The sequence below is a fragment of the Pseudomonas hefeiensis genome (genome assembly GCF_030687835.1).
Taxonomy (GTDB): Bacteria; Pseudomonadota; Gammaproteobacteria; order Pseudomonadales; family Pseudomonadaceae; genus Aquipseudomonas; species Aquipseudomonas hefeiensis.
Map to the genome: position 1 here is coordinate 1,063,537 of NZ_CP117449.1, position 12,613 is coordinate 1,076,149.

At 60.3% G+C, this 12,613-nt stretch carries 14 protein-coding genes; 4 read left to right on the forward strand and 10 right to left on the reverse strand.

The annotated features are described in order from the left end of the window. Positions 1-64: 64 nt before the first annotated feature. The 3 genes from PSH57_RS04550 to PSH57_RS04560 are packed head-to-tail and all read right to left on the reverse strand — an operon-like array spanning position 65 to position 3,470. A complete protein-coding gene (locus tag PSH57_RS04550) occupies positions 65-973 on the reverse strand; it encodes an acyltransferase (protein ID WP_305388065.1) in 909 nt (302 codons plus the stop codon). Then, positions 974-3,073 carry a phosphate acetyltransferase gene (gene pta / locus PSH57_RS04555; RefSeq protein WP_305388066.1) on the reverse strand — a complete coding sequence of 700 codons (2,100 nt, stop codon included), beginning with the start codon at positions 3,071-3,073 and terminating at the stop codon, positions 974-976. Between the two features lie 58 nt (positions 3,074-3,131). Next, positions 3,132-3,470 (reverse strand): DUF3565 domain-containing protein, encoded by a 339-nt coding sequence (locus PSH57_RS04560; protein ID WP_305388067.1) that lies wholly within the window; start codon positions 3,468-3,470, stop codon positions 3,132-3,134. Between PSH57_RS04560 and PSH57_RS04565 the strand changes: the two genes are divergently transcribed. The 3 genes from PSH57_RS04565 to PSH57_RS04575 all read left to right on the forward strand — a co-directional run bounded on the left by PSH57_RS04565 (position 3,439) and on the right by PSH57_RS04575 (position 5,784). Next, on the forward strand, positions 3,439-3,924 hold the full coding sequence (locus tag PSH57_RS04565) for an FKBP-type peptidyl-prolyl cis-trans isomerase (protein WP_256232459.1): 486 nt from the start codon (positions 3,439-3,441) through the stop codon (positions 3,922-3,924). The two genes, PSH57_RS04560 and PSH57_RS04565, sit on opposite strands and share 32 nt — an antisense overlap. A 115-nt stretch (positions 3,925-4,039) precedes the next feature. Further along, positions 4,040-4,522, forward strand: coding sequence for a glutathione peroxidase (locus PSH57_RS04570; RefSeq protein ID WP_305388068.1), 483 nt, complete (start codon positions 4,040-4,042; stop codon positions 4,520-4,522). Positions 4,523-4,680: 158 nt separating this feature from the next. Continuing rightward, complete coding sequence (locus PSH57_RS04575; RefSeq protein WP_305388069.1) at positions 4,681-5,784, forward strand: NADH:flavin oxidoreductase; 1,104 nt, start codon at positions 4,681-4,683, stop codon at positions 5,782-5,784. A gap of 115 nt (positions 5,785-5,899) precedes the next feature. Here PSH57_RS04575 and PSH57_RS04580 read toward each other — a convergent pair whose 3' ends face one another. Further along, on the reverse strand, positions 5,900-7,099 hold the full coding sequence (locus tag PSH57_RS04580; RefSeq protein WP_305388071.1) for a glycosyltransferase family 4 protein: 1,200 nt from the start codon (positions 7,097-7,099) through the stop codon (positions 5,900-5,902). Between the two features lie 39 nt (positions 7,100-7,138). Next, complete coding sequence (gene cysZ / locus PSH57_RS04585) at positions 7,139-7,894, reverse strand: sulfate transporter CysZ (protein ID WP_305388073.1); 756 nt, start codon at positions 7,892-7,894, stop codon at positions 7,139-7,141. 303 nt (positions 7,895-8,197) lie between these two features. On the opposite strand from cysZ, the gene trxB reads away from it, so the two are divergent. Next, on the forward strand, positions 8,198-9,160 hold the full coding sequence (trxB, locus tag PSH57_RS04590; protein WP_047228640.1) for a thioredoxin-disulfide reductase: 963 nt from the start codon (positions 8,198-8,200) through the stop codon (positions 9,158-9,160). 170 nt (positions 9,161-9,330) lie between these two features. Here trxB and PSH57_RS04595 read toward each other — a convergent pair whose 3' ends face one another. The 5 genes from PSH57_RS04595 to folE form a co-directional block, all read right to left on the reverse strand. Further along, entirely contained in the window at positions 9,331-10,581 is a 1,251-nt protein-coding gene (locus PSH57_RS04595) for a 2-aminoadipate transaminase (RefSeq protein ID WP_305388074.1), read from the reverse strand. A 349-nt stretch (positions 10,582-10,930) separates the two neighbouring features. Further along, positions 10,931-11,269, reverse strand: coding sequence for a HopJ type III effector protein (locus PSH57_RS04600; RefSeq protein ID WP_305388075.1), 339 nt, complete (start codon positions 11,267-11,269; stop codon positions 10,931-10,933). Next, positions 11,262-11,558: a DUF1244 domain-containing protein gene (locus PSH57_RS04605; RefSeq protein WP_076383573.1), complete on the reverse strand. Its 297-nt coding sequence runs from the start codon at positions 11,556-11,558 to the stop codon at positions 11,262-11,264. The genes PSH57_RS04600 and PSH57_RS04605 overlap by 8 nt, the downstream gene beginning before the upstream one ends. Before the next feature lie 97 nt (positions 11,559-11,655). Then, positions 11,656-12,036, reverse strand: a complete 381-nt coding sequence (gene folX / locus PSH57_RS04610; RefSeq protein ID WP_047228636.1) for a dihydroneopterin triphosphate 2'-epimerase — start codon at positions 12,034-12,036, stop codon at positions 11,656-11,658. Continuing rightward, positions 12,037-12,594 (reverse strand): GTP cyclohydrolase I FolE, encoded by a 558-nt coding sequence (folE, locus tag PSH57_RS04615; protein ID WP_047228635.1) that lies wholly within the window; start codon positions 12,592-12,594, stop codon positions 12,037-12,039. It abuts the gene before it with no gap. Positions 12,595-12,613: the final 19 nt, after the last annotated feature.

Here is a 12,613-nt window from a genome sequence, read left to right on the forward strand (position 1 = left end):
TCAGCTAACAAATATGCTGTCTGACACTCCGCCTTCGCGAGCAAGCCCGCTCCCACAGGGGGAGTTAGTGATGGTCTGGATACTCGCGATGCATCTGCTCAAGCAACGCGTCCTTGTCCTGCCACAACTGGTTGATCCAGCCCTGGAACTCCAGGCGATAGGCGCCGTCCTGGTCGTAGTTTCTGCCGATGAACTGCGGCGGGATTTTCAACTCCTGAAAATGCACCACCACTTCGTCAACCTTGCCGCAGAGCAAATCCCAGTACCCCGGTCGGTCGCCTGGATAGTGGATGGTCACGTTGATGATCGACTCCAGCTGTTCGCCCATCGCGTCGAGCACAAATGCGATGCCCCCGGCTTTGGGCTTGAGCAGGTAGCGAAACGGTGACTGTTGCTGGGCATGCTTGCCTTCGGTGAAGCGCGTGCCTTCGACGAAGTTGAAGATGCCCACAGGGTTGTTGCGAAATTTCGCGCAGGTCTTGCGAGTGGTTTCCAGGTCCTTGCCTTTCTTCTCCGGGTATTTCTCCAGGTAAGCCTTGGAGTAGCGCTTCATGAACGGGAACCCCAGGGCCCACCAGGCCAGGCCGATCACCGGCACCCAGATCAGTTCCTGCTTGAGAAAGAACTTCAATGGACGGATGCGCCGGTTCAGCACGTATTGCAACACCATGATGTCGACCCAACTCTGGTGGTTGCTGGTGATCAGGTACGAATGCTGGTAGTCCAGGTCTTCCAGGCCGCTAAGGTGCCAGCGGGTGCGGCGCAGCAGGTTCATCCAGGCCTTGTTGTTGCTGATCCAGGCTTCATGAATGTGGCTCATCAGCCAGTCGGTGAAACGCTGGGCGGCGGGGAAGGGCAGCAACAGTTTGAAGATTGCCACGATGAACAGCGGTGTGCAGCAGGCGATGGTGTTCAACGCCAACAGCAGCGAGGCAATGACGCCGCGCACGGGGGCAGGCAGGAAATCCAGCATTTAAATATCCATGGGTCGGTTGGCGGCCTGGATCGCGGTCAGGGCGATGGTGTACACGATGTCGTCGACCTGAGCGCCGCGGGGCAAGTCGTTCACCGGTTTGCGCAGGCCTTGCAGCATGGGCCCGAGGCTGACGCAATCGGCGCTGCGTTGCACGGCCTTGTGGGTGGTGTTGCCGGTGTTCAGGTCCGGGAAGATGAACACCGTCGCCCGACCGGCCACCTGGCTATTGGGTGCCAGTTGTCGGGCCACGGTTTCGTTGGCGGCGGCGTCGTATTGCAGCGGCCCGTCGATCAGCAAACCGTGTTGCGCTTCGTGGGCCAGCAGGGTGGCTTCGCGGACTTTCTCCACCTCTTCACCGCTGGCCGACTCGCCGCTGGAATAACTGAGCATTGCCACCCGTGGCGTGATGCCGAACGCGGCAGCCGAGTCGGCGCTTTGCAGGGCAATCTCCGCCAGCTCCGCGGCGCTGGGGTGCGGGTTCATCACACAGTCGCCATAGACCAGCACTTCTTCGGGAAACAGCATGAAAAATACTGAAGACACCAGCGAGCATCCCGGGGCGGTCTTGATCAGTTGCAAGGCCGGGCGGATGGTGTTGGCGGTGGAGTGGATAACACCGGACACCAGCCCGTCGACCTCATCGAGCGCCAGCATCATGGTGCCAATCACCACGGTGTCTTCCAGTTGCTGCTCGGCCATCGGCGCGTTCAGGCTTTTACTCTTGCGCAGCCGCACCATTGGTTCGACGTAACGCTCGCGAATCGAATCCGGGTCGAGGATCTCCAGCCCCGGCGGCAGTTCGATGCCCTGGGCACGAGCCACTGCCTCGACGTCCGCCGGTTTGGCCAGCAGCACGCAGCGAGCGATGCCCCGGGCCTGGCAAATGGCAGCGGCCTGGACGGTCAGCGGTTCGCTACCCTCAGGCAGCACAATGCGTTTGTCGGCGGCCTGGGCGCGCTGGATCAATTGATAGCGGAACACGGCCGGCGACAACCGCATTTCCCGTGGCGTACCGCAACGCTGATGCAGCCACTTGGCATCCAGGTGGCTGGCGACGAAATCGGTGATGATCTCCGCACGTTCGCGGTCGTCGATTGGAATTTCCTTGTTCAAGCCATTGAGCAGGTTAGCGGTGTCGTAAGACCCGGTACTGACCGACAGCACCGGAAGGCCCGCCTGCAAGGCGCCTCGACACAGGTCCATGATGCGCGGGTCGGGCAGGGTGTCGCTGGTCAGCAGCAGGCCGGCCAACGGTACGCCGTTAAGCGCTGCCAGGCTCACGGCCAGGATGATGTCGTCGCGATCACCAGGGGTCACCACCAGCACGCCGGGTTTAAGCAGCTCCACGGTGTTGCGCATGGTGCGGGCGCAAATGATGATGTTGCTCATGCGCCGGGTTTCGTAATCGCCGGCATTGAGCACCTGCGCGCCCATCAAGTCGGCCACGTCGCGGGTGCGCGGGGCGTTGAGTTCGGGGCGGAACGGGATGCAACCCAGCAGGCGGAAATCGCCGCTGCGCAACAGCGGCGAGTGCTCCTTGAGCCGCGCGGAGAAGACCTCCATGCTTTCCTCGGTGTGGACTTTGTTCAGGATCACGCCGAGGACTTTCGGGTCTTTCGGCCCGCCGAACAGTTGCGCCTGCAGCTCGACGCGACCGGAAAGCTCGGTCAGCACTTCGTTCTCCGGCGCCGACACCAGGATGACCTCGGCGTCCAGACTCTTGGCCAGGTGCAGGTTGACCCGCGCGGCATAGCTGGCATTGCGGGTCGGAACCATGCCTTCGACGACCAGCACGTCCTTGCCGATGGCGGCCTGCTGGTAGAGGGTGATGATTTCTTCCAGCAGCTCATCGAGCTGGCCGTCGCCAAGCATGCGTTCGACGTGTGCCAGGCCCAGGGGCTGTGGCGGCTTGAGGCCATGGGTGCGGGCCACCAGTTCGGTGGAGCGTTCCGGCCCGGTATCGCCGGGATGGGGCTGGGCGATGGGCTTGAAAAAACCGACTTTCAGCCCGGCCCGTTCGAGTGTGCGCACCAGCCCGAGGCTGATGGAGGTCAGACCCACACCAAAATCGGTGGGCGCGATAAAAAAAGTTTGCATGCGGATTCTCTAAAGGTGCATGGCAAAGGCGAGGCTATAACTGCCGTCTACCGTCAATTCAGGCGCCAAGGTTATCGCTAACCGGGGCCTGTGCGCACCAGCCGCAGTTAAAGGACTGGCCAATTTTTTCAGTACGTTGGACAGGATCCAGCACCCAGTTGCGTGATTGCCACGGTGGCTGGTGGCGCAGGTGCTGGGTATGGCCGCAGGACAGCTCGACCACCCAGTGCCCGTCCTCATCCTTATGGAAACCTGTGACCGTTGGTCTGTTCGAGCAGGGCCGTTTGTCCGGGTTCCGTTCGCTTTCGGGCAAATCCTTGTTTAGACTTGTCCGTTCTTCATTCTTATGCAAAAGGTCTCGCCCCATGCTGATCGCCGCCAATAAGGCTGTCTCCATCGACTATACCCTGACCAACGACGCTGGTGAGGTCATCGACAGCTCTGCCGGCGGCGCTCCGCTGGTCTACCTGCATGGCGCAGGCAACATCATCCAGGGGTTGGAAAAAGCCCTGGAAGGCAAAACTTCCGGTGACGAGCTGAACGTTACCGTTGAGCCGGAAGATGCTTATGGCGAATACTCCGCCGAGCTGGTCAGCACCCTGAGTCGCAGCATGTTCGAAGGCGTGGATGAGCTGGAAGTGGGCATGCAGTTTCACGCCTCGGCGCCCGATGGCCAGATGCAGATCGTCACCATCCGCGATCTGGAAGGCGATGACGTCACCGTTGACGGCAACCACCCACTGGCCGGTCAACGCTTGAACTTCCAGGTCAAGATTGTCGACATTCGTGAAGCCAGCCAGGAAGAAATCGCTCATGGTCACGTCCATGGCGAAGGTGGTCATCACCACTGATTTGTGCGCTACGCTCAAGTGAACTGGAAAGGCGCCTGACGGCGCCTTTTTAGTAGGTTGCTGCTAGCATCGCCCCATGGCTGTTCGAAAAGATCCGTAAACCCTGGAGTTCGTCATGAGTGCTTTTCACGACCTTAAACTTAAAGCCCTGGATGGTCAGGAGCTTGATCTGGCGCCGTTCAAGGGGCAAGTCGTGCTGGTGGTCAATGTCGCCTCCAAATGTGGCCTGACACCTCAGTACGCTGCGTTGGAAAACCTCTATCAGCAATACAACGCCAAGGGCTTCTGTGTGCTGGGCCTGCCTTGTAATCAGTTCGCCGGACAGGAACCGGGGACGGAACAGGAAATCCAGGATTTCTGCAGCCTCAATTATGGTGTGACGTTCCCGTTGTCCAGCAAGCTGGAAGTGAACGGGCCTGACCGTCATCAGTTGTACCGGCTGCTGGCGGGCGAGGGGGCCGAGTTTCCCGGGGACATCACCTGGAACTTCGAGAAATTCCTGCTGGGCAAGGACGGTCGGGTGCTGGCGCGTTTCTCACCGCGCACGACGCCGGATGATCCGGCCGTGATCCAGGCTATCGAAAAAGCCTTGGGCTGAACCTCTGGAGCAACCGCCCTGTGGCGAGTTTGGGCACACTCTTGCGGGCATCCTTTTGATCCTCAATCATTCAAATCAATAGTGCTACCCAATGCTCTCCATGGGCCATATTATCGCTGTCATATTCGACCTGCGACCCTGTTTCCGTGGAGTGTCCCATGCCTGTAAAAGCTTTGTTCAAACCCTTTCATCTCGGTGCACTGGAGCTGCCGACCCGGGTAGTGATGGCGCCGATGACTCGCTCCTTTTCCCCAGGCGGCGTGCCGAACGCCAAGGTCGTGGAGTATTACCGCCGTCGTGCGGCGGCTGGCGTCGGTCTGATCATCACCGAAGGTACGACCATCGGCCACAAGGCCTCCAACGGTTATCCGAACGTGCCACATTTTTACGGCGATGCCGCGCTGGCCGGCTGGAAGCAAGTGGTTGATGCAGTGCATGCCGAAGGCGGCAAGATCGTCCCGCAGCTCTGGCATGTCGGTAACGTGCGGAAATTGGGGACCGAGCCGGACGCCAGCGTGCCGGGCTATGGCCCGTCGGAAAAACTCAAGGACGGCCAGGTCGTGGTTCACGGCATGACCCAAGCGGATATCGACGAAGTCATCGCAGCGTTCGCCCAGGCGGCGAAAGATGCCCAGAGCATCGGCATGGACGGCGTGGAAATTCACGGCGCCCATGGCTACCTGGTGGACCAGTTCTTCTGGGAGGGCAGCAACCAGCGCACCGACGGTTACGGTGGAAATCTGGCCAACCGTTCGCGCTTCGCCATCGAACTGATCCGCGCCGTGCGTGCGGCGGTGGGCGAAGGGTTCCCGATCATCTTCCGTTTCTCCCAATGGAAGCAGCAGGATTACACCGCGCGCCTGGTGCAAACACCAGAAGCCCTGGGCGAATTCCTCAAACCGTTGGCCGAAGCCGGTGTGGATATTTTTCACTGCTCGACACGTCGTTTCTGGGAACCTGAATTCGAAGGTTCCGAGCTGAACCTGGCGGGCTGGACCCGCACCCTCACCGGCAAGCCAACCATCACCGTCGGCAGCGTTGGCCTGGATGGCGAGTTCCTGCAATTTATGGTCAACACCGACAAAGTCGCGCAGCCGGCCAGTCTGGAGAAACTGCTGGAGCGCCTGAATAATGATGAGTTCGACCTGGTGGCGGTGGGACGTGCGCTGCTGGTGGACCCGGATTGGGCGCAAAAAGTGCGTGAAGGGCGCGAGCAGGAGATCTTGCCGTTCAGCCGTGAGGCGTTGATGACGCTGGTTTAAGCGGCCTTGTAGGGCCTCATCGCGGGCAAGCCTTGCTCCCACACTATCTTCAGTGAGCACACTATATGTGAGCGACTGATAACTCTGTGGGAGCCAGGCTTGCCCGCGATGCTTTTCAGCGCGGCGAGACCACCTGGGGCAACGATGACTCGATCTGACAAACCCCGCGCAACTGCGTCTCGAACTGCTCGATCACCGATGGCCAGCCCTGGCGACTGGCATGCTGGCGCGCATTGAGCCGCACGCAACGCAAGGTTTCACGCTCCTCCAGCAGCCACCGGGCCGCGTCGCAGAATGCCTCTTCATCCCCCGGCATGGCCAGCACGCCGTTATGACCATGGCGGATGTGTTGTGCCGCGGCGGCCTGATCGTAGGCCACCACACCTAACCCGGATGCCAGTGCTTCCAGCACGACATTGCCGAAGGTTTCGGTCAGGCTCGGAAAGACGAATACATCCCCGGACGCATAATGGCTGGCCAACGACTCGCCACGCTGGGCCCCACAAAAAATCGCTTCGGGCAGTTCCTGTTCCAGCGTGGCTCGTTGTGGACCGTCACCGACCACCACCAGTTTCAGCCGCCGTTCCGGGAAAGCGCTGCACAGTGTTTTGAAACTGCGTTTGAGCAAGTTCAGGTTCTTTTCCGGCGCCAGACGCCCGACATGGATCAGTGCAATATCGTCGTCGCCCAAGCCCCAGGCCTCACGCAAGGTTGTCGAGCGTTTGATCGGGTGGAACAGTTGGCTGTCCACACCGCGGGACAACAGCGCCACGCGCTCGAAATGCCGGCGTTCCAGCTCCATGCGCTGACTGAGGCTCGGCACCAGGGTCAGGCTGGAACGGTTGTGGAACCAACGCAGGTAATGGGTGAGCGCGCGACTCAATAACCCGAGGCCATACTGTTGGGTATATTGCTGGAAATTGGTGTGGAAGCCACTGACCACCGAGATGCCCAGGCGCCGCGCCGCTCGCAATGCCGATAAACCCAGCGGCCCTTCCGTGGCGATGTACAGCACGTCCGGACGATGACGTTTCCAGCGCCGCAGCAGCTTGTGCATCGAAGCCTGGCCCCACTGCAAGCCCGGATACCCCGGTAACGGCCAGCCGCGGCACAGCAACAACTGCTCGTCACTGGCCTGGCGCTGGTCGCCAGCCTGACGGGGCCGTATCAATTCCACCTGATGCCCGCGGGCGCGCAAGCCGTCGCACAGGCGGCCCAGGGTATTGGCCACGCCATTGATTTCCGGCGGGAAGGTTTCGGTGATGAGGGTGATATGCAGGTGTGTGATCATGACCCCAGTGTCGACCGGGGCCATTTCGCCATTATGACGCTTGGATGATGGATTTGTGACCGGTCAGCCTTGCCGGGCCAACGCGGTCTCGGCGCCTTGCTCGCGGACCCAGAACAAGGTCGCCCCGGCCACCGCCGCCGGCATCATCAGGATGTTGACCACCGGGATCAGCAGCACCAGGTACACGCTGCCACCAAAGCCCAGGCTCTGCCAGCGTTTTTCCCGCAGCCAGGCGAGCATTTCGTTCCAGCCCAGCTTGTGGTTGTCCGCCGGGTAGTCGATGTACTGGATCGCCATCATCCACACCCCGAACAGCAGCCACAACGGCGCGGCCACGATATTGATCACCGGAATGAAGGACAGCACCAGCAGGCCCAGGGCGCGAGGCAGGAAATAGCCGAGCTTGCGTGCCTCCCGGGCCAGGGTGCGCGGGATCATGGCGATCAACTCGGCCCAACTGAAGGCCGGGAAATCGTCGCTGCCACGGATCACCACTTCGACTTTCTCCGCGAGAAAACCGTTGAACGGCGCGGCGATGATATTGGCAAGCATGGTGAAGGTGAAAAACACCATCAGCACCACGAGCACCACGAACAGCGGCCACAGGACATAGTTGAGAAAGCTCAGCCAATCCGGCAACGACGGCATCAGCGTGTCGACCCACAGGCTGAACTGGTGGCCGGCCAGGTAGATCAATCCGACGAACAGCACCAGGTTGATCATCAATGGCAATAGCACAAACAATCGCAGACCCGGGCTTAAGACCAGTTTGAGGCCTTCTTGCAAATATTGCGGGCCGGACAGGACGGGGGCGGGCATAGGAGGCTCCGAGCGAAGATGAACGCGCCGACCATACCGGCTTTGCCGGGCTCGGGAAAGCATCGACATGGCGTGTAACAACGTTTGCCGAGTTTATTGAGCTGACCGGTCTGGATAGAGCTCACCTATGAGCTGGATTGTTAAACCGTATTTCCTTAATCTTCGCTCCCTCGATACGCTGCACCCATTCTTTTTTCAGGACTGTCGAACCAAAGCCTTCCCCAAGTGCGTCAACAGTCCCTTTTTATTCGCGCCGCTCACCCGGCGTCCCGGTCCGCCAGGTCCGGTCAACAGGAGCAGGTCATGTCTGAAGTGCGTCATTCGCGAGTGATTATTCTCGGTTCCGGCCCCGCCGGTTACAGCGCTGCGGTGTATGCGGCCCGTGCCAACCTCAAGCCACTGCTGATCACCGGCATGCAGGCCGGTGGTCAATTGACCACCACCACGGAAGTTGACAACTGGCCGGGCGACGTCCACGGCCTGACCGGCCCGGTGTTGATGGAGCGCATGAAAGAGCATGCCGAGCGCTTCGAGACCGAGATCGTTTTCGACCACATCAATGCTGTGGATTTCGCCGCCAAGCCTTACACCCTGACCGGCGACAGCGCGACCTACACCTGCGATGCCCTGATCATTGCAACCGGCGCCAGCGCTCGTTACCTGGGCCTGCCGTCGGAAGAAGCGTTCATGGGCAAAGGCGTTTCCGCCTGCGCCACTTGCGACGGTTTCTTCTATCGCAACAAGCCAGTGGCTGTGGTCGGTGGCGGCAACACCGCCGTTGAGGAAGCCCTGTACCTGGCCAACATCGCCAGCACGGTCACCCTGATCCACCGTCGCGAAACCTTCCGCGCCGAGAAGATCCTGATCGACAAGCTCAATGCCCGCGTGGCTGAAGGCAAGATCATCCTCAAGCTCAACGCCACCCTGGATGAAGTGCTGGGCGACAACATGGGCGTGACCGGTGCTCGTCTGAAGAACAACGACGGCAGCTTTGACGAGATCAAAGTCGACGGCGTGTTCATCGCCATCGGCCACACCCCGAACACCTCGCTGTTCGAAGGCCAACTGGAACTCAAGGACGGTTACCTGGTGGTCAAGGGCGGCCGCGACGGCAACGCCACCGCCACCAGCGTCGAAGGTATCTTCGCGGCTGGCGACGTGGCCGACCACGTTTACCGCCAGGCGATTACCTCGGCGGGTGCCGGTTGCATGGCAGCCCTGGACACCGAGCGTTACCTGGACGGTCTGCAGAACGCTTCGTTCTGATTCAACAGGTACAAAAAAACCGGCTTCGGCCGGTTTTTTTATGCGCGGGTGTTCAACACCGGCCTCCTGTGGGAGCGGGCTTGCTCGCGAAGGCGGTGTGTCTGTTGACATTGATGTCGACTGGAGCACCGCTTTCGCGAGCAAGCCCGCTCCCACAGTTTTTTTGCATTTCAGGAAAGTTGCGCCAGGCACGCCTCCAGAATATCCAACCCTTCCTCCAACACCGCCGCCTCAGTCGTCAATGGCGCCAGCAGCCGAATGATGTGTCGGGATTTGCCGCTGGGCATCAGCAACAAACCAGCCTCCCGCGCCAAGGCCAGCAATTGCGTCACTTGTGCCGATGCCGGGGTGCCGTCGGCATGGGCCAGTTCGATGCCGCGCATCGCGCCGACGCCGGTCAGGCGCCCCAGGTAAGGTGACAGCCCGCGGCTGCGCCATGACTCGTAGCGGCTGACAATCGCCTCTTCCTGTTGCGTGCCCCAGGCTTGCAGGTTTGCGTCGGTCATTTCCTCCAGGGTTGCCAATGCGGCGGCGCAGGCGATGGGATTGCCTGAATAAGTGCCGCCCAGGCCGCCTTTGGGCAGATTGTCCAGCAGCGACTTGCGCCCCACCACGGCGCCCAGGGGGACGCCGCCGGCAATGCTTTTACCCAGCAGGATCAGGTCCGGCTCGATGCCCAGTCGGGAGAACGCAAAGCGCTGGCCGGTGCGGCCGAAGCCGGACTGGATTTCATCGATGATCAGCACGATGCCTTTCTCGTCGCAGAACTGCCGCAGGGCCTGGGCAAAGGTAATATCCATCGGCAGGAAACCGGCTTCGCCTTGCACCGGCTCGACGATGAAACACGCGACGTCACTCACGTCGATCTCGACGCTGAACAACCGCTCCATGGCCTTCAACGCCTCTTCGCGGGTGACGCCATTGTCTTTGCTGGGGTAGGGCAGGTGATAGACCGGTCCGGGCAGTACGCCGACTTTCTGTTTGTAGGGGGCGACTTTGCCGTTGAGGTTGAGGGTGGCCAGGGTTCTGCCGTGGAAACCGCCATCAAAGGCGATGACGGCGGTGCGGCCCGTGGCGCCACGCACGATCTTCAAGGCGTTTTCCGCAGCTTCGGCGCCGCTGTTGGTGAGCATGCCGCTGACCGGGTAATCCACCGGGACAAACGCTGCCAGGCGTTCCATCAGTTCGATGTAGGGCGCGTGCGGGGCGGCGTTGAAGGCGTAATGCGTCAGCCGGGTCGCCTGTTCGCGGATGGCTTCGACAATACGAGGATGGCAGTGGCCGAGGTTCAACACGCCGATGCCGCCCACGAAATCGATGTAGCGTTTGCCGTCGGTGTCCCAGACCTCGGCATTTTTGCCGTGGCTGAGGCTGACAGGGTGCACGACGGAAATCGATTGGCTGATGGTTTCACTGCTCATGGATGACGGCCCGAAGGAAGAAAAGATTCCGTTTATCTAAGCCGCGAGCAGAGGTGGTCGGCAAACGAAATAAAGTTGCCGGGTCAATCTTAAAAGTCGGGATGTGGAGCGACGACTTTCAATGGAAAGAACGCGGCCCTTGTGGCGAGGGGATTTATCCGTGGGAATCAGACCTGTGGGAGTCAGACCTGTGGGAGCATGGCTTGCCCGCGATGAACGATAACGCGGTTCAGCTGTTAAACCTCGGCGCGCCCATCGCGGGCAAGCCATGCTCCCACAGAGAAATCCCCTCAGCACAAAAGCCATGCTCCCACAGAGAAATCCCCTCACCACAAAAGCGGGGCTCGGATCAGCGCCGCCGCAACGGCTGAGCCTCGAACTTCACGCCTGCCAAGCCATGGGCCATCAACGCCCGGATATTGCTGTGGTCGCTGCCCTCTGGCGTGGTCAGTACCGACCGGTAATGTTCGCCAAACGCCAGCAGCGCTTCTTCATCGCTCAAGCCTTCGAGCAGAGCCAGGCCCAGGGTTTTGCAAGAGCCTTCGTTCTGTCCGGCGGTGTTGTCGACGTCACCGTTCTTGAAAGCCTGAGGCTGGTAGTCGTAGCCACTGGCAATAAACGCCAGGGTGTCGGCAAAAATATGTTCGCCGCTCTTGAGGCTGGCGCGCAGGGTGTTCAGGTCAGGCATCGGGTTTTCCTTTGGCAAACGCCGCTTGCTGTTCGGCGCTGGCTTCTTGCTGGTATTGGGCTTTCCACTCGGCGTAAGGCATGCCGTAAACCACTTCACGGGCGTCATCGAGGCTGACCTCGATCTGGCGTTCATCGGCAGCTGCCTTGTACCACTTGGACAGGCAGTTGCGGCAGAAGCCGGCGAGGTTCATCAGGTCGATGTTCTGCACATCCTTGCGGCTGTCCAGGTGGGCAACCAGCCGACGGAAAGCGGCGGCTTCAAGTTCGAGGCGTTGTTGGTCGTTCATGGTGGTCTCTGCGAGACAGCTTCAAGTGGCACGCTTCAAGCTGCAAGTGGGTTTGCGGTCATCAGGGTTAAAGCTTACAGCTTGAAGCTTTTAGCGGCTACGAAGTAGCCCGACTGGCCGCGAGCGTAATCGACACCGACTCGGCAAATCGCAAGGCGTGGGGCTTGTCGACTTCGACTTCGGCATACAGCACCGATTCGTTGGCCATGACCAGATCGAGCAATTCCTGGGTCAGGCGTTCGAGCAGGGCGAAGCGGTTGCCTTCCACGTGGGCGATGATTGCCTTGGTGATGGTGCGGTAGTTCAGTGCGTGGTCGATGTCGTTGTCGCGTACCGCATCCTGGGCGGCATAGAGGATGGTCAGATTGATCAGCACATCCTGCTTGTTGAGGATTTCGTCCTCGTTGATGCCGATGAAAGTGCGCAAGCGCAGGTCCTTGACCTTGATGCGCGCCATGGCGGGTTGAAGTTGTGGCATTTACTTGCTCCGTCGAATCAATTGCAGGAACTCCTGGCGGGTGGTGCTGGACTCGCGAAAGACGCCGAGCATCACTGAGGTGTTCATGGTCGAGTTCTGTTTTTCGACACCGCGCATCATCATGCACATGTGCTGGGCTTCAATCACCACTGCAACGCCGGCAGCCTGGGTGACCTGCTGCACCGCGTCGGCAATTTGCCGGGTGAGATTTTCCTGGATTTGCAGGCGGCGGGCGAACATGTCCACCAGCCGGGCGATCTTCGACAGCCCCAGGACCTTGCCCGTAGGAATATAAGCCACATGAGCCTTGCCGATGAAGGGCAGCAGGTGATGTTCGCACAGGGAATAGAGTTCGATGTCGGCGACGATCACCATTTCATCGCTGTCGGAGGCGAACAGGGCACCGTTGACGATCTGTTCGACGCTTTGTTCATAGCCGTGACAAAGGTACTGCATGGCCTTGGCCGCGCGCACCGGAGTATCCAGCAGGCCTTCGCGTTCCGGGTCTTCGCCCAGGCCGATGAGGATCTCGCGATAATTCTGGGGCGATAGCGCCATGGTGCATCCTCGAAGCAAG

What these genes read in the sequence shown, in the direction of transcription:
- PSH57_RS04550 (WP_305388065.1), bottom strand. Translation starts at nt 973, where the DNA reads ATGCTGGATTTCCTGCCTGCCCCCGTGCGCGGCGTCATTGCCTCGCTG.
- pta (WP_305388066.1), bottom strand. Translation starts at nt 3,073, where the DNA reads ATGCAAACTTTTTTTATCGCGCCCACCGATTTTGGTGTGGGTCTGACC.
- PSH57_RS04565 (WP_256232459.1), top strand. Translation starts at nt 3,439, where the DNA reads ATGCTGATCGCCGCCAATAAGGCTGTCTCCATCGACTATACCCTGACC.
- PSH57_RS04560 (WP_305388067.1), bottom strand. Translation starts at nt 3,470, where the DNA reads ATGGAGACAGCCTTATTGGCGGCGATCAGCATGGGGCGAGACCTTTTG.
- PSH57_RS04570 (WP_305388068.1), top strand. Translation starts at nt 4,040, where the DNA reads ATGAGTGCTTTTCACGACCTTAAACTTAAAGCCCTGGATGGTCAGGAG.
- PSH57_RS04575 (WP_305388069.1), top strand. Translation starts at nt 4,681, where the DNA reads ATGCCTGTAAAAGCTTTGTTCAAACCCTTTCATCTCGGTGCACTGGAG.
- PSH57_RS04580 (WP_305388071.1), bottom strand. Translation starts at nt 7,099, where the DNA reads ATGGCCCCGGTCGACACTGGGGTCATGATCACACACCTGCATATCACC.
- cysZ (WP_305388073.1), bottom strand. Translation starts at nt 7,894, where the DNA reads ATGCCCGCCCCCGTCCTGTCCGGCCCGCAATATTTGCAAGAAGGCCTC.
- trxB (WP_047228640.1), top strand. Translation starts at nt 8,198, where the DNA reads ATGTCTGAAGTGCGTCATTCGCGAGTGATTATTCTCGGTTCCGGCCCC.
- PSH57_RS04595 (WP_305388074.1), bottom strand. Translation starts at nt 10,581, where the DNA reads ATGAGCAGTGAAACCATCAGCCAATCGATTTCCGTCGTGCACCCTGTC.
- PSH57_RS04600 (WP_305388075.1), bottom strand. Translation starts at nt 11,269, where the DNA reads ATGCCTGACCTGAACACCCTGCGCGCCAGCCTCAAGAGCGGCGAACAT.
- PSH57_RS04605 (WP_076383573.1), bottom strand. Translation starts at nt 11,558, where the DNA reads ATGAACGACCAACAACGCCTCGAACTTGAAGCCGCCGCTTTCCGTCGG.
- folX (WP_047228636.1), bottom strand. Translation starts at nt 12,036, where the DNA reads ATGCCACAACTTCAACCCGCCATGGCGCGCATCAAGGTCAAGGACCTG.
- folE (WP_047228635.1), bottom strand. Translation starts at nt 12,594, where the DNA reads ATGGCGCTATCGCCCCAGAATTATCGCGAGATCCTCATCGGCCTGGGC.